Source organism: Granulicella paludicola (genome assembly GCF_025685545.1).
In the GTDB taxonomy this organism is placed as follows: Bacteria; Acidobacteriota; Terriglobia; order Terriglobales; family Acidobacteriaceae; genus Granulicella; species Granulicella paludicola.
In genome coordinates, this window is record NZ_JAGSYC010000020.1 from 241,996 (window position 1) to 257,507 (window position 15,512).

The following is a 15,512-nucleotide window of genomic DNA, read 5'->3' on the forward strand; positions in this document are numbered from 1 at the left end:
AGATGTCTAGTGCCGTACGTTCATGTACTTCGGGAGATGCAGCCTCATGAAACTCGTAAAGGTGGTAAACGAAACCAGGGGAGCTGTAATCGGCGACCGCGTGGAGGTGGCAAACACCTCCATGCGGCGCTTATTCGGACTCCTTGGACGCCGCAGCCTCGATGCCGGCCAGGGACTTTGGATCAAGCCTTCCTCAGGCGTGCACACCATGGGGATGATGTTTCCCATTGACGTCGTAGGCCTTGATCGCAAGGGCACTGTGTTGAAGGTCTGGAAGGATCTGGTTCCATTCCGAGTCACCAGCGTCAGCCTAAAGATGCATAGCGTGATTGAACTGAGGGCCGGGCAGATAGCCGAGAGCGGTACTCACGTAGGCGACACCCTCAAGATGGTTGAGTTATAGGAACAGCGGAGGTGCGTGATGACGACATTGACAGCTCCGTTTGATAAGCATCCGACACCCGCCGGTGTACGCGCTCCCATTATGAGTAATGCGAGTTCGATGGTTCCGGTCAGGATGCAGAGGCTGGAGCTCGTCTTCCTCCTGTTCTTTGGGTTCATCTTGCGCTTTTGCGGGATGCTGGCAATTATCCGTCAGCGTCCTCCCATGTGGCTCTTCACCCGAGGCATAGAAATGGGGCTGATGGCCACGTCGATTCTCAGTGGCGAAGGACTCAGTTCGCCCTTTGGTGGGCACACCGGACCCACGGCGCTCATCGGCCCTGTCTACCCTCTGATGATCGCTGGCATCTTTAAATTCGCTGGATCATACTCACTGGCCTCAGAGATTATCGTTCTCAGTTTGCAGGTCGCCGTGAGCGTACTGAATCTGTGGTTACTCATTCGCCTTGCAGAACTGGTTGCCGGTCGACAAGCGGCCTTCCTTGCGGGCTTCTTCTGGGCTTGCTCGCCGCCCATCATCATGATGCCAACAGTCTTTTGGGATACGACCTTTACAACATCGATTCTCACCGGGATGTCTCTCTTTGTAGTGCAGAGCCACTGGCGGATCAGGAGGCGCGAACTCTATGCGGCAGGTGCGTTGTTTGCTCTTGGCTCTCTGCTTAATAGCGCTCTGTTCTTCACTTCAATCGCGCTACTCGCTCTGCTTGCAAAGCAACTCCCCAAGGCAAGGATCAAGGGCTTCTCCCTATCTGTTGCTTTGTTCCTGGCCGTCTTTTCTCCATGGCCAGTCCGCAATGCCGTCGTTCTGCACAGTTTTGTCCCGTTCCGTTCAACCATCGGTCTGGAGCTATGGATGGGGAATCATGCAGGCTCGACCGGACATCTTGAAGAGAAGTTGTTTCCTTACTTCAACGCCGCCGAGTTTGCGGACTACGCATCCCATGGGGAAATTGCCTACGATCGCGAAAAGAAGCAACTTGCTGTCGACTACATACGAAGCCATCCTCGGGACTTCGCCGAACTCACGGTAAAACGCATCGCGCGGTTCTGGCTTGGCACCGGCTCACGCGGCGCATCGCTTGTGGTGGCACTGCATGCGATCCTCACGCTGACTTTGGGCCTCTTCGGTGCCGTACTCTTCGTAAGGCACCGGGGAATCAAGCACGCTTTGCCGTTGCTGTTGCCACTGCTGCTGTTCCCGCTTCCCTACTACATCACCCATGCGGAGTTTCGCTACAGACTCGTGATTGACCCGCTGCTTATGGCTTTGGCCGCCTACGGCCTGAGCAGGGTCCTGCCACAAGGTCCCACCCGAGGTTCAGTCCTCTCCATGCCTCGCATGGATGAGCAAGCGGAGGCAGCCTGATGGATCAACGAAGGTCCTTGCAGAACATCGGGATTTCCTTCTTTCGTGACGAGAGCGGCCAAACGGCGATCATCGCCGCTGTGTGCCTCGTGATGCTTGTAAGCTTCATTGGGTTGGCGATCGACGTCGGCAATCTTCGCTATCAGCAGCGCAAGCTGCAGGCTGCCGCCGATGCAGCTGCGCTGGCGGCTGCGCTGGAGTTGCAAAGCTGCGGCACCTCACACAATTGCAGTGCCATGCAGACTGCCGCCTCAAAGTCGGTTACAGAAAACGCCTACACCGGAGCGGCCCTCGTCCTCAACTGTGGTGCTACCGCCTCCAGCGGACTCACCCTGATGCTCAACAACCCCGTCTGCGCGAACGGTTCCAGCGATCCAAATGCGAGCAACACCAACTACGTCGAAGTCGTTATGAAGCAGTATAAGTCGACATACTTCGCCAGTCTCCTCGGCTTCACCTCTGTCCCGGTGGTCGCGCGCGCCGAAGCGACACGAGCACCGGCACCCTGCATCTATGCGCTCGATAAGACCAGCACGAACGCCATCTCTGTAGATGCCCTCGCAGCACTGCAGGCCCAATGTCCCATCGTGGACGAATCCAGTTCCCCCTCGGCCTTTGGCTGTAACGTGCTGGCCGCGGTCTCCGCTACGCTGATCCGTGTCACAGGCGGAACGGAGGGATTGCTCTGTGCTGGCGTCAACCCTCCGCCGGAGGTGCACGCACCGATTCCGACGCCAGCCGATCCCCTGGCTTACCTTCCGAAGCCCGCAGTTCCGAGCACCTGCACAGGTTCCCCAACGCTCGGTCTCACGAGCCTGCAGATTCTAGGCACGGCCACGCTCTCGCCGGGACGATACTGCGGCGGTATCATCATCGGCCCCGCTGCAAACGTGACTTTCCTGCCTGGCACTTACGTGCTCACAAATACTGGGCTGCTGGGCATACCTTTGCTGGGTGGTCTCACCGTTACAGCTGGCGCCACCGTACAAGGCAATGGCGTCACCTTCTACAACGACGGTCCATCCAATGGACTCACCGGTGGCATAACCTTTGCGGGTACGCTGCCCCTGATCAGCAATATCAACTTGGTCGCTCCTACCACTGGTACGTACGCGGGCATCCTCTTCTTTCAAGACCCGAATGACACGGCTCCAGCCATCCTTGCGGCCAGTATCGGTGGTGGCACTAAGCTCGAAGGTGCCTTTTACTTTCCTTCTGCCTCCGTTAGTTACGCTGTCTCCGGCAGCGCCAAATTTAATATTCTTGTCGCGAAGGACATCGACTTTACCGTGCTGACGATCGGTGGAACAGCCTACGAGCAGAGCGTTTTCGGCAACAACTACAGCACATTGCCCGGCGGTTCGCCCATTCCAGCGACAGGAGCAGTGCTCATCCAATGAATCATTCTGCCAAAGCACTACTCAGTCTCGCCCGCAGTACAAGCGGATCAAGTCTTGTGGAGACAGCTCTTGTACTGCCTTTCCTCGTACTTGTTCTCGCTGGTGCGTACGACTTCGGTCAGGCCTACTTCGCCACCATTGAAGTGGCCACTGCGGCGGAAGCGGGCGCGCAGTACGGTCTACAGAACGTCACCAACCTTACCGGTATGCAGAACGCCGCCAAGCTCGATGCGGCCGACGTTCTCAACACGCAGGCCGTCGCTACCTACGGCTGCGAGTGTTCCGATGGCACCGCCGCCGTCGCCTCTTGTACGACTTCGCCAACCACCTGTACCTACAATATCGTCAACTATGTGCAGGTGGTCGTTACTGCCAGTTATAAGCCGACTCTGACCTATCCGGGCGCTCCTGTATCCATTCCGCTTTCCAGCACCGTACGACTAAGGGCAGGGCAGTGATGCTGAGATCTCTGCACTCCTTCCCGCGAGAGCAGGACGGCGCCACGCTCATCGAGTTTGCGTTGTGCATCACAGCTTTGCTGACCGTTGTCTTCGGCATCATGGACCTGTCACGCGCGCTTTATACCGATCACTTTGTGGTGATGGCTGCTCGGCAGGCCACACGTTACGCGATTGTTCGCGGCGCGGACTTTTCAGGGACCGCCTGCACTACCGTCACCACGGCAAACTGTGACGCTACGCAGGCGAACATCATCAATTATGTCGACAGCCTCGCGCCGGCTGGCACTAAAATCGCAAACCTCACCATAGCCGCGAGCTGGCCAGGCACCGATGGCTCTGGCGCAACCTGCACCAACGCCGTCAGGGTATCCAACAGTTACGGTTGTCTCGTCACGGTCAAGGTCAAATACGCGTATACGTTCTCACTGCCGTTCCTGCCTAAGAACGCGATGTCCCTGCAGAGCACTTCATCGATGACGATCTCGCAGTGATGCCGCAAGAACTCTCAACGCGCACGAGAGAATATCGAAGGAAATGGTCGGGACGACTAGATTCGAACTAGCGACCTCACCCACCCCAAGGGTGCGCTCTACCAGGCTGAGCCACGTCCCGACTTGTTACGATTGCCGCTCGCGCCTTTCGGGCCAGCAACAGGGGTACCTCTAGTCTACACGAAGTAGGCCTTTGGTGTGCCACGCACTCGATTAGTGCGCGGGAGCCACGTACTCCTTGGGCAGTTCGCCACCGGAGCCGAAGAAGAATTCGTTCATCTGCTCCACCAGGAACTCCTGCGCCTCGCGCGTCCAGGGCTGCAGGCGGTACTCGTTCAGCAGCATCTTCTGGCGTTCGACCCACTCGTTCCAGGCCTTTAACGACACGGTCTTATAGATCTTCTGACCGAAGTCGGAGTCAAACGGGGGCTCTTCGAGGCCCTCCATCTCGGCTTTGTACTTGGCACAGAAAACCATGTGTGGCATTGGCGTGTCGCTCCTTTGGAGTCTCTAGTTTACCTGAGAGAGCGGTCGGATACGAGTCGCCCTCCAGAGCTTTAGAATGACTAGCGATGGCAACCGATCACACTACGCAAATGTCGGCCGAGGCGAAAATAGAGGCGCTGCGCGAAGAGCTGCGTCACCACGAGTACCTGTACTACGTGGCGGATGCGCCCGAATGGACCGACGCGCAGTACGACAAGCGCATGAATGAGTTGAAGGCGCTTGAGGCTGAGCATCCTGAGTGGATCACGCCAGATTCTCCGACGCAGCGTGTGGGCGGCAAGCCAAAGGATGGGTTTGCGAAGGTCGAACATTCGCGCCCGATGCTGTCTTTGGACAACGCCTATAACGAAGACGAGTTGCGCGCCTGGGCAGATCGAGTCGCGGGGGGACTCGCCGGCAGCGACAAGGTTCGCTATGAATGCGAACTCAAGCTCGATGGTCTCTCGATGGCTCTGCAATACGTCGCAGGCAAGGGTGGCGAGGCGGTGCTGAGGTCCGGGATCACGCGTGGGGATGGAACAACAGGCGAGGACGTGACCTCGAATGTGCGCACGATCCGTTCGGTGCCGCTTCACATCTCCGCGGCGAAGCTGAAAGCAGCTGGATTGCCGCAGCAGTTTGAGGTGCGTGGTGAGGTTGTGCTGCCGCAGAAGGCCTTCGCGAAGATGAACGAGGAGCGCATCGCACAAGGGCTTGCGCCTGCGGTGAATCCGCGCAACGCTGCTGCTGGAACCATTCGTACGCTGGAGCCGAACATCGTGGCGCAGCGGCGGCTGGAGTTCTTCGCTTATTTCCTGCTGAGCGCTGGCGGTGAAGGAAAACCTGCTGTCGGAGAGTTCCTGCTTGATACGCAGAGTGCGGCGATTGAAGCTCTGGGCAAGGCCGGGTTTCTCGTCAACAGCAATACGCGCACGGTCGATACGATCGAGGAGGTGATGGCGTTCATCGCGGATGGTGAGGCGAAACGCGATGGTCTGCCTTACGAGATCGACGGTATCGTGATGAAGGTTGACTCTACTTTGCAGCAGCGTCGGCTCGGCTTCACCGGCAAGGCTCCGCGCTGGGCGATAGCCTACAAATTCCCAGCGCGCGCGGCGATTACGAAGCTCGACGACGTTCTGTTTCAGGTCGGGCGAACGGGCAAGGTAACGCCTGTGGCCGCGCTTGCTCCGGTCTTTGTAGGTGGAACGACTGTGTCGCGCTGCACGCTGCATAACCCCGACGAGATCACGCGGCTCGGCGTAAAGATTGGCGACTATGTGTCGGTCGAGCGCGGCGGCGATGTCATTCCCAAGATCACAGAGGTTATAGAGGACAAAGACCATCCGCGCGGCACCCAGGAGATTGTCTTTCCCGACGCATGTCCTCGCTGCGGCGAGGCGCTTGTGCGAGAGCCTGGTGAGGTCGATCTGCGCTGCGTGAATGTGAGTTGCCCCGCACGACTTGAAGAAGAGTTGCGGCACTTTGCGTCGCGCGGAGTGATGAACATTGAAGGCCTGGGCGAGTCTTTGGTGGCGCAACTGCTCGGTCATACGCTTGCAGAGGTCGAAGCGATTGAAGGGGAAGAGGTCAGTGTCGAAGCCGTTAAAGATGCCGATTGCGAAACGGCTACCGCTGAGCCCACGCGTGCTGCGCTGGTGCATTCGATTGCAGACATCTACAAGCTGACGAAGAGTGATCTGCTGACGTTAGAGCGCATCGGTGAGAAGACGGCGGAGTCGCTGCTGGAGCAGATTGAGCGCTCGAAGAAGATGCCTCTGAATCGTGTCTTGCTCGGGCTCGGCATTCGGCATGTGGGCGAGCGCACGGCGCAGGCGCTGGCCGATGAGTTTGGATCGATTGATGCGTTGATTGCCGCCACCGAAGAAGAGCTGACAAGAGTGAATGATATTGGGCCGAAGGTTGCTGCTACGGTGCGTGAGTTCTTTACGAACGACCGCAATCTCGCTCTTGTGGAGCGGCTGCGAGGTTATGGGCTCACGTTCACGGCGAAGAAGCGCGAACGTGGAACGAAACTTGAAGGCATGACGTTTGTGTTGACTGGAACGTTGCCGACGCTGACGCGCGATGAGGCGAAGGAGAAGATCGAGTCAGCTGGCGGTAAAGTGTCGGGCTCGGTGAGCAAGAAGACCAGCTATGTGGTCGCAGGCGAAGAGGCTGGATCGAAACTGGAAAAGGCGCAGCAGTTAGGAGTCGCGGTGCTTGATGAGGCGGGATTGCTGACGATGCTGGTTTGAGATTGATCCGCAAGAAGAGCACAAGCAGATTCCCTTCGGGAATGACAAGGATTAAATGCTGAAGGGCGTGGAGATTGTCTCCACGCCCTTCACCGCTTTTCTGAGGCTTACTTCTGTTCGTGTGTGTGCTCAGGCTTGTAGTCCGGCGCATGTTGCGGTGTAGTGAGCGGTGCCGCGATGTCGCTGAGGTAGTCGGGGGTGCCGTCTACGCGCTGCAGAGTCGGGTACTTCTCACCATCGTGATAGTTGATGTTGACGGTTTCAACGGTGCCTTCGTGCGAGACCAGCAGGTGAATAGGCTCGGTCTTGCCAGCGGCATCCTTCACTGCCTTGTTAATGGCCTCCGCTGAGTACGTCTGACCGTTCACCGCGATGATCTGCTCGCCAGGGTAGAGCTTGGCTGCGTCAGCGGGACCGCCGTAGCGGACATCGCCGATGGTAGCTGCTCCAGAAGCCGCTGGGCCACGACCGCCGCCGATGCGGATGCCGATGGAGTACCAGAGGCTGGCTGTTCCCATGCCGCGACCGGCCTTGCTGGCAGCGGAAGGTGATGGGTGATCCAGGTAGACCAGCTTGTAGCCGCCCTGCGTGATGCCGTTGACATCAGCGCGCGGGTTGATGCCGTTGATCTTTTCGCGGAGCAGTTTGTCCCAGTCATAGGGAACGACCTCGTTCAGGTCCTTCACGAGCTCAGGGAACTCATAGCCGACGATCTCTGGGCCGGTGGAACCGCCTTTGCCGAGGAATATCTTCTGGAAGTCGGTAAGGGACTTCTTATTGTCGGTGAGCTGACGGATCTTTGTGTCGACGTCGGTCCAGACGAGCAGGCCTTCGTAGTAGTAGTCCTGGCCGCGCTTCCAGTTGGACCAACGCTGATCGCCACCGCGAAGGATACTGGCAGCGATGCCGGTGTCTTCTGTGGAGCGCCAGTCGCGACCGGGCTGGTTATCAAGATAAGCAGCGACGCCCGCGATGGTGTCGAGGTACTCCTGCTTCGAGATCATGGTCGAGCGTGCGGAGAGTACATTGCCCATGTACTGCGTCATGCCTTCGTAGACCCAGAGCAGATCGCCTTGCTCGGCCGTCGCGAAGGTGGGCTGATTGAGGCGAGCGGGGCGGCGATATTTGCCGTTCCAGGAGTGCGTGTACTCGTGGGCGAGCAGGTCGTCGGCGTGGTTGACGTCGGAGAAGCTCTTCTCGCCTTCGCCGTTGTCGGAGGACTGGCCGTGCTCGAGGCCTTCGCCGCCGGCGACGTCCGAGAGCGTCAGCAGGAAGTGATAGACGTTGTAGTGATGCGAGCCGTAGGCAGCATTGGCCTCTCGGACGAGGTTGGAGATGCGGGCGATGTACTCGGCCGAGAGGTCCTGATCGCCGGGATCGTCGGCTACAACGTCGATGTAGTGCTTGGTCGGGAGCTCGGTGGCGAGAGGGAACTCGTGGAAGTACTGGCCAGCGATGACTGGCGAGTCCTGAAGCTGCTCGATGTTGGTTGCAGCGTAGTGCGTGGTGACTGAGCCTGCGGGCGGCGTGTGATCCTGCTCGTTGACGCCGGTTGTTGGCGGCGGAGCTCCGGTTCCGGTGGGTTGCAGCGCGGTGCCGATTCCCCAGCCGGGAAGGACAGTTACGGACGGCTCGACGGGAATGTCTTTGGTGGTCTTGTCTGCGGGATAGAGGAGGAGCTTTTCCCACTCGAGGACAGCCATGTGATCGCTGACGCGTGAGGTGACGATGCAGTCGAGATGCGCGTGGATGCTGCTGACACCTTTGGGAACGGTAAGGTGGAACTCGTAGAGTTCGACGTCGTCGCGGCGCCACTTGAGGGTTTCGCCGTCGGCGGTGAAGACGACGCCAGTGATGTCTTCCACGGGACCTGTTGGGCGGTGATTGCCGGGAATCCATTTGGGCGTGGTGAGCGTGAGCGCGCCTGGTTTTACGGGGATGTCGATTTCGGCGTGATAGAGGCGGCGAGGCGCTTCGGAGAGGTCCGCTGTGATCTTGATAGGAGCCTGAGCGAAGACTGCGGTGGAGAGCAGGGTCGCTGCGGCGAGGACGCTGGTACGGATTTGCATGAAGATGGAACCTCGAGGGGATGGTACCCCCCTCCCCCCATACTTTAGGGCCAAAGTCTTGGAAAGAAAGGGATGGAGGGAGATACTTGGTATGTCATTTCACAGGTGTCGACTACGGTCGGTGTCTTGTGAAGGCCTGAAGTAAGTGCTGGCCAAGGGACGAGCGGGGTCTCTGGCAAGTTTCTTGCATTGATCTCTATTTAAAGTATAGCAACCTGGACAGGGTAAACATGCAACTCTATTTGGTTTGATTTGTTGGGGTTACAGCGTTTGGGGGTTGACAGCGTAAGGCAGGGAGTGGGGAGTGGGAAGAGCGGGGCACGCTCTTGTAAGGTTTGGAGATAGAGAGATTTTTTTGATACCTAACCAACGGGAGGTGCGTCTATATTATAAATACGTACTAGTACGTATTTAGGAGAGTGATGAAGAATTTGCCCTTTGCCCCCGTTGTCGTAGCTGTTCATGCGCTTCTTTTGGTCCCGGTGCCGATGCGGGCACAGGGTTTGCAGCCTGTGCCGGGGACTTCGGCTATGGCTTCACCTGCGCTCTGGCAGTCCAGCAAGGCCGTGCATGTGGATGGTCTGCCGGACATCAAGCCGCACAAGAAGGGCACGCTGCTCTTCGGACCGGATGCGCTGACGTTCACGGACAAGGCTGGCAGCACGTCGATTCTTCGCTCGGATGTGACGGCGGTGAGCGCGGGGAACCAACGGGTGGAGATCGGCGGGTTTGGGATGAGAATTGTGCGGGGCGTCATTCCCGATGGGGGAGGACTGGCGGCTGCGGCGGTACTGCATCATCGGATCGATCTGCTGACGGTGGAGTTCAGGGACGCGCGCGACGGCCAACATGCGGCGGTCTTCCTTCTGCCGGCGAACGAGGCGGAGCGAGCGTTGCAGAGCTTCGCTCTGGTTCCGGTTCCGGTACAGCCGAAGGTTACGGCGAAGTGTGAGGGTGTTCCGAGGGATCCGCACAGTGTGCTGGTGGCGGCTCCGGAGTGGGACAAGGCGCAGGTGCCGGCGGTGTATCGGGCGCTGGTGTATGAGCATCTGGTGGAGCGACTGCGAAAGGCGAAGGAGATGGGCAAGGTGTACCGCTCCGGCGAGGAGGGTGAGGCGAAGGGATGCCCGGCGTACACGGTGAAGATTGCGGTGTCGGCGTTCAAGGAGGGGAACTCGGTGAAGAGGGCGGCGCTGGGCCCTGTCGGGTTTTTTGTGGGGACGACTCAGATGGTGTTCGATGTAACGTTTACGGATGCCGCGGGGACGCTGCACAGCACCGAGCAGATCAAGGCGACGATGCGGGGCGAGTCCGAGAGCACGGATGTGGCGGACCATCTGGCGAAGAATGTGGTGAAGCACTATGCGAGGGTGGTGCGAACCGGGGGTGCTGTTCAGGGGAGCTAGAGTCGTGGAGGTGAGGGGGTACGCTTCGCCCCCAGCGGACAAGAAGCCGTCCGCCGGGGCTCCCGGCTCCGGACTGGGCTGTGATGTGGCCGCGCCTTTGGCGCTATACAAAACGGCAGACCTTGGAAGCAGAGAGGTTCGTGTACTTCCAAATGCGTCGATACAACCTAGAATGGGACGCGAGATGACTGCCAAGAAACTTACTACCAAGCACGAGCTGAAGACCCGGGAGACGCGCGAGCAGCTGTTGAAGGCTGCGGAGACGATCTTTGCGCGGGATGGCTACCAGGGTGCGGAGCTTGGCCAGATTGCCGCGCTGGCCGGGAGGACAAAGGGTGCGATCTATGCGCAGTTTGCGAGCAAGGAAGAGGTGTTCCTGGCGCTGATCGAGGACAACCGGCAACACTATCGCGCGAAGATGGAGGCGCTGCTGGCGGAGTCTACGACGATAGAAGGAAACCTGGAGGCGCTGCGCTCGTTTTACCAGAACATGGCGGAGAACCGGACGTGGCGGCTGCTGCTGCTGGAGTACAAGCTGTTCGCGATCCGTCATCCAGAGTCGAAGGCGCGGTTGCGGGGGTTTATGGATCAATCCCTGTCGGCACTGGATGAGGAGAGAATTGCCGCGATCCTGGGGCCAGCGCCAGCTGGGGGAATTAGCCGTGTGGCGGCGATTTTGTCGATGCAGCCGGTGGTGTCGGCGCTGTCGCTGGAGTGGGAATTTGCGAGAGCGGTTGGGCAGGACGAATTGAGGAGAGTGGTGGATCGGATGTTTGATGCGTTGCTGGGAGTAGGGAGTAGGGAGTAGGGAGTAGGGAAGAGCAAGAGCAAGAGCAAGAGCAAAAGCAGATTCCCTTCGGGAATGACAAAACAAGAAACAAAACAAGAGGAATAAAACAAGAAGAACCAAACGAACGAACAAACAAATAGAAAAAGTTGGGTCAGGCTTTGGAGCGGTTGTTGAGGGCGAGCCAGCTGAGGGCGATGGCGAGGTAGGCTGCGTAGATGTAGGGGAAGTAGCGCATCGGGCTCGGGGGGATGGGGTAGATGTTACTGGCGATGGCGGCGAGCATGGCGAGAGTTGCGAGCGTTGTTAAGATGGCGGTGGCGAGGAAGCTGGGCCTCTTGAGGCGGTGGAAGAAGAGGGCGATGGCGACCATGCCGTAGGCGGTAAGGAAGCCGTAGACGGCGAGGGTGCCCATCCAGCCGTAGATGTCGGCGCCGGTGGTGCCGTGGAGGGCGAGGGCGGCTGCGGGGAGGAAGGCGAGCGTCGCGGCGAGGATGCTGGCGGTGCCGGGGGTTTCGTTGTGGGCGTGGGTGGTGGAGAGGCTCTTGTGGGCGAGGCCGTGGTGGGCCATGAGGAGCAGGACGCGGGAGGCGGCGATGACGCAGGCGAGGGTGGCGGCGAACATGCTGACGAGGACGCCGATGTCGATGAGGATGCCGAGGGGGGCGACTCCGGCTTGCGCAGCGAGGTAATGGAAGGGAGCGGCGGACTGGTCGAGGGGTGTGGAAGAGCTGTGGAAGCCGAGGGTTTCGCCGTAGCTGCAGACGACGAAGAAGGCACCGGAGAGGATGGCACTCTGTATGACGGCGCGGGGGATGGTGCGGAGAGGATCTTTCGCTTCGGCGCCGAGGGTGGTGGCGCTTTCAAAGCCGACGAAGCTGAAGATGGCAAGCATGACGCCGAGGCCGATGTTGCGGAAGGACATGGTGCGGAGGGTGAATTGCGCGTAGTCGAGGTGCAGGCCGTGCCTGAGGAGGATGAGTGCGATGACGACGGCGATGAGACAGACGGATGCGCCTTCGATATAGAGCATGAGGCGGGCGGAGACCTGGATGTCGCGGTAGGCGACCCAGCCTGCTCCGATGGAGGCGATGGCGACGAGGACGAAGGCGAGGAGGCGAGCGGCCACGACCGGGATGGTGGTGAGGCCTAGATCGCCGAGGAGCGTTCCGGAGAAGAAGACGAAGCCACCGATGACGGCCGAGGCGGTGGTTATGTAGGCGAAGAAGAGGGCCCAGGCGGTGAGCGAGGAGAGCGACGGCGGTAGCGAGAGGCGGGTGTAGGAGAAGAGCGAGCCGGGGGAGGAGCTCTCGCGGGCGAAGGGTGCGATGGTGAGGCTGATGAGGACCATCAGTACGGTCGCGATGAGGTAGGCGATGGCGGTGCCTTGTCCGGCGAGGGCGAAGACGAGGGGCACGGTGAGCGCGGGCGAGGTGCTGGGCGCGATGGTGGAGATGGACTGGGCGAGGGTTTCGAGGGGCGAGAGGATGTTGTGGCGGAGGCCGAAGTTTTCGATCGCGATGAGCTTGGCGCCGTCGTGGTGTGCGACTGCGGGTTCGCCTTGGGAGGGGGTCATGCGCAGGGGGACCTCGGGTGTTGGGGGGTGTGAGGTCTATTGTGGCATGACGGGGAGTCGGGAGGAGGGGTATGTGAGAAGTGGCAAGTGGTAAGGAGTGGTCGGCGTCTTAACGCGCGATGCCCACCCTAGCCGCAAAAGCGCGGCGAAGATGGGCACCCGGAAAGCAGATTCCCTGCGGGAATGACAAAGCGAAACAGCTGACTTTTAGAGGGGGCGCTTGCCGATCCAGCCGTTGAAGGTGGCGAAGGCGGTGGGGGAGACGGTGGGGGTGGCCAGGCCGATGTATTCGACGACGACGTTGTAGCCGCTGTAGACGGCCCAGACGTCACCGCAACGGTCGATGGCGAGGTCAGCGCTGTTGGTGCTGTTTGTGGTGCCGATGTCTCCGAAGCCGGCGGTTGGGCTGAGAGCGGTGCCGGAGGGGGTGAAGGCGGAGAGGCTGTTGCCGGTGGCGGCGTTGGCGACCCAGATGTTGCCGGCGCCGTCGACTGCGGTGGCTGCTGGAGTGTTGAGCCCGCCGCCGGTGAAGGTGTAGGAGACGCCGTTCGTCTTGAGCGCATAGTTGTAGCCGACGATGGTCGAAGTGGGGTTGCTGCTGGGGATGGCCCAGAAGGTGTTGTTGGCGTCAAGTGAAGAGAAGTAAACGGCGTTGGACGCGCTGCCTGCGCTGAAGCCGGAGACGCTGTAGGTGCAGTTGGCGGTTGCGGGGTTGGCGACGCAGAGGGTGCCGAGGTTGTTGACGACGTAGTAGAGGCCGTTGCTATCGAAGTAGCCGTTGTGGGTGTAGGTGGTGAGGGAGCCGAGGGTGGAGTTGTTGCTGCTCCAGGCAGCGTTCGTGCCACCGCCGGTGTAGGGGATGTTCACGCCAGCGCTGGTGCGTTTGAAGATGGTGTTTTCGTAGTCGGCGTAGACGTTGCCGGCAGCGTCGATGGCGGCGTCGGTGCCGTTGAAGAAGAGGTCGCCGGTGAGGGGGTTGGTGGGAGCGGGGACGGAGGTGAGAAGGGCGCCTGCGTTGGAGAAACGCTGCAGGACGGTGGTGGCCTCGTTCATGATCCAGAGGTTGTTGCTGGAGTCGACGGCGACGCTGCGGGAGCGTGTGGCGGAGGCGAGGCCAGCGGCGTTGGCGTCGTAGTCGGGAGTGCCGCTGGTGAGGAGCTTGGTGGGCTGAGCGCCGTAGCTGCCGATCCAAAGGGCGTTGGCGCTACCGCTGAGGCCGGTTTCGGTGCCGACGGTCGTGCCGGCGTCGAGCGCGAGGATCTGGGGGTTGTTGATGAGGTTGTCGGTGCCGCCGTTGGAGGTGTTGATCTTGAACTGGATACCGAGGGTGAAGTCGGAGGGAGCGGCGGCGAGGTTGGGAGCGAAGGGGACGTTGCCGGTGGGCAGGTTGTAAAGCGTCGAGACGAAGCTGGTGTTGCTGGTGCCGGCGGGGAAGTTGGCGATGTTGAAGGCCGCGGCTGCGATGTCGGTGGGTTTGGTGCCAGTGGTGGCACCGGTGGAGGTCGCGGTGGCGAAGAGGGTGGTGCACTGCGAGGAGGCAGTGGCGGCGGTGTTGTTGGAGTCGACGCAGGCGGCAAGGATGTTGCCGAGGGTGTCGAGGGTGGCCTGGGGTACGGTGCCATTGCCAGCTGGGGTGGTGAGGCGGGCGATGTGGCCTTCTCCAGCGAAGGTGGTGCTGGAGTTTGAGCCCTGAATGTCGTAGAGGAGGTAGGCGTTGTTGAATGCCTGGACCATGCTGCCGGTGACGTAGCCGGGCATGGTGGTCTTGTTGAGGGTGCCGGTCTGGTTGACGCCGATGTGGAAGGCGTCGGTGCCGAAGGCGGCGGTGGCGTAGGCGAGCGCGGCGGTGGAGATCTCGTTCATGTAGATGAAGGAGATGACGCCTGCGAAGGTGCCGCTGGAGGGACAGATGCCGAGGGCGGCCATGTTGACAACGGCGGGGTTGTTGGCTGGGTTCGCGGTGGCGGAGGCGGTGAGACCGCTGTAGGTGGTGGCAGAGATGTTGGTTCTGGTGGAAGAGTTGTAGGTGCTGGTGGTGGTGGCGAAGGTGGTGGTGGTGAGGCTGGTGGAGAGGACGGTCTGGGTAGTGCCGTTGAGGTAGCTGAGGCTGCCGGTGAGGCCGCTGAGGCTGACGACCTCGCCAACGAAGTAGAGCTCGGTGGTGGAGGTTGTGAAGGTGAAAGTGGCGGTCTGGGCGGAGCCGGTGCCCGAGGTGCCGCTGACGACGACCTTGGAGATGGTGCTGGCGGAGTTGTTGGGAGTGACGGGGCTGCCACCGACGGCGGCGATGTAGACGGGCTGGTTGACGGTGCAGGCATAGTCGCCGGTGAGGTTGAAGTTGCCATTGGCATCGGTGGTGACGTAGTACATGCCGTTGGTGACGCCGCCGGAGGTGTCCTGAGTTACGGGGTAGCCGCCGGTGGTGGAGCTGGTGCTGTTCATCAGCGAGGTGGCGAGGCCGTAGTTGGCGGTGGTGCTGGGGGTGAGGACGTAAACCTTGGCGTTAACGATGGGGGCATGTCCTCCATACACAGAGCCAGAGGTGGAGGTGGCATCGGAGGTGACGCCGGAGCCGGAGGTGGTGGCGACGGGGGTATCGGGCATGACGAAGGTGCCGGTGCAGCCGGAGAGAGTAAAGGCTGCGCAGGTGAGGAGGCCTGCAAGCAGGCAGGCGCCTGTGCGCTGGATCGAGGAGGCGAAAGAGAGAGGGCGCGCTTCGACGCGTTCGCTCGAGCGGAGCGATTCAGTGTGCAGAGTCATGTGGATAAGTCTTTCCGGCGTGCGGTTGATCTATTGGCGTCCGTGCC

The 15,512-nt window shown here is 60.3% G+C and carries 12 protein-coding genes and 1 tRNA gene; 8 read left to right on the forward strand and 5 right to left on the reverse strand.

Annotation, left to right across the window (positions count from 1 at the left end; genetic code table 11):
* Positions 1–46 precede the first annotated feature (46 nt).
* The 5 genes from OHL14_RS04225 to OHL14_RS04245 are packed head-to-tail and all read left to right on the forward strand — an operon-like array spanning position 47 to position 4,123.
* Entirely contained in the window at positions 47–403 is a 357-nt protein-coding gene (locus OHL14_RS04225; protein WP_263378071.1) for a DUF192 domain-containing protein, read from the forward strand.
* 18 nt (positions 404–421) lie between these two features.
* Positions 422–1,771: an ArnT family glycosyltransferase gene (locus OHL14_RS04230; protein WP_263378072.1), complete on the forward strand. Its 1,350-nt coding sequence runs from the start codon at positions 422–424 to the stop codon at positions 1,769–1,771.
* Positions 1,771–3,171, forward strand: coding sequence for a pilus assembly protein TadG-related protein (locus OHL14_RS04235; protein WP_263378073.1), 1,401 nt, complete (start codon positions 1,771–1,773; stop codon positions 3,169–3,171). The genes OHL14_RS04230 and OHL14_RS04235 overlap by 1 nt, the downstream gene beginning before the upstream one ends.
* Entirely contained in the window at positions 3,168–3,629 is a 462-nt protein-coding gene (locus tag OHL14_RS04240; protein ID WP_263378074.1) for a TadE/TadG family type IV pilus assembly protein, read from the forward strand. Before OHL14_RS04235 ends, OHL14_RS04240 begins: the two co-directional genes overlap by 4 nt.
* Complete coding sequence (locus OHL14_RS04245; RefSeq protein WP_263378075.1) at positions 3,629–4,123, forward strand: TadE/TadG family type IV pilus assembly protein; 495 nt, start codon at positions 3,629–3,631, stop codon at positions 4,121–4,123. The genes OHL14_RS04240 and OHL14_RS04245 overlap by 1 nt, the downstream gene beginning before the upstream one ends.
* A 44-nt stretch (positions 4,124–4,167) precedes the next feature.
* Here OHL14_RS04245 and OHL14_RS04250 read toward each other — a convergent pair.
* Positions 4,168–4,244, reverse strand: a tRNA-Pro gene (locus OHL14_RS04250).
* A gap of 92 nt (positions 4,245–4,336) precedes the next feature.
* Positions 4,337–4,609 (reverse strand): oxidative damage protection protein, encoded by a 273-nt coding sequence (locus OHL14_RS04255; protein WP_263378076.1) that lies wholly within the window; start codon positions 4,607–4,609, stop codon positions 4,337–4,339.
* An 86-nt stretch (positions 4,610–4,695) separates the two neighbouring features.
* Between OHL14_RS04255 and ligA the strand changes: the two genes are divergently transcribed.
* Positions 4,696–6,867 carry an NAD-dependent DNA ligase LigA gene (gene ligA / locus OHL14_RS04260; RefSeq protein WP_263378077.1) on the forward strand — a complete coding sequence of 724 codons (2,172 nt, stop codon included), beginning with the start codon at positions 4,696–4,698 and terminating at the stop codon, positions 6,865–6,867.
* A 107-nt stretch (positions 6,868–6,974) separates the two neighbouring features.
* On the opposite strand, the gene OHL14_RS04265 is transcribed toward ligA, so the two are convergent.
* Positions 6,975–8,936, reverse strand: coding sequence for a M61 family metallopeptidase (locus OHL14_RS04265; RefSeq protein WP_263378078.1), 1,962 nt, complete (start codon positions 8,934–8,936; stop codon positions 6,975–6,977).
* Positions 8,937–9,358: 422 nt separating this feature from the next.
* Here OHL14_RS04265 and OHL14_RS04270 point away from each other — a divergent pair, with 422 nt between their 5' ends.
* Together OHL14_RS04270 and OHL14_RS04275 are read left to right on the forward strand one after the other, a co-directional pair.
* Positions 9,359–10,342 carry a DUF4410 domain-containing protein gene (locus tag OHL14_RS04270; RefSeq protein ID WP_263378079.1) on the forward strand — a complete coding sequence of 328 codons (984 nt, stop codon included), beginning with the start codon at positions 9,359–9,361 and terminating at the stop codon, positions 10,340–10,342.
* A 184-nt stretch (positions 10,343–10,526) separates the two neighbouring features.
* Positions 10,527–11,150: a TetR/AcrR family transcriptional regulator gene (locus tag OHL14_RS04275; protein WP_263378080.1), complete on the forward strand. Its 624-nt coding sequence runs from the start codon at positions 10,527–10,529 to the stop codon at positions 11,148–11,150.
* Positions 11,151–11,283: 133 nt separating this feature from the next.
* On the opposite strand, the gene OHL14_RS04280 is transcribed toward OHL14_RS04275, so the two are convergent.
* Both OHL14_RS04280 and OHL14_RS04285 read right to left on the reverse strand, forming a co-directional pair.
* Positions 11,284–12,705, reverse strand: a complete 1,422-nt coding sequence (locus tag OHL14_RS04280; RefSeq protein WP_263378081.1) for an APC family permease — start codon at positions 12,703–12,705, stop codon at positions 11,284–11,286.
* A 207-nt stretch (positions 12,706–12,912) separates the two neighbouring features.
* Positions 12,913–15,465: a beta strand repeat-containing protein gene (locus OHL14_RS04285; RefSeq protein ID WP_263378082.1), complete on the reverse strand. Its 2,553-nt coding sequence runs from the start codon at positions 15,463–15,465 to the stop codon at positions 12,913–12,915.
* Between the last annotated feature and the right edge of the window lie 47 nt (positions 15,466–15,512).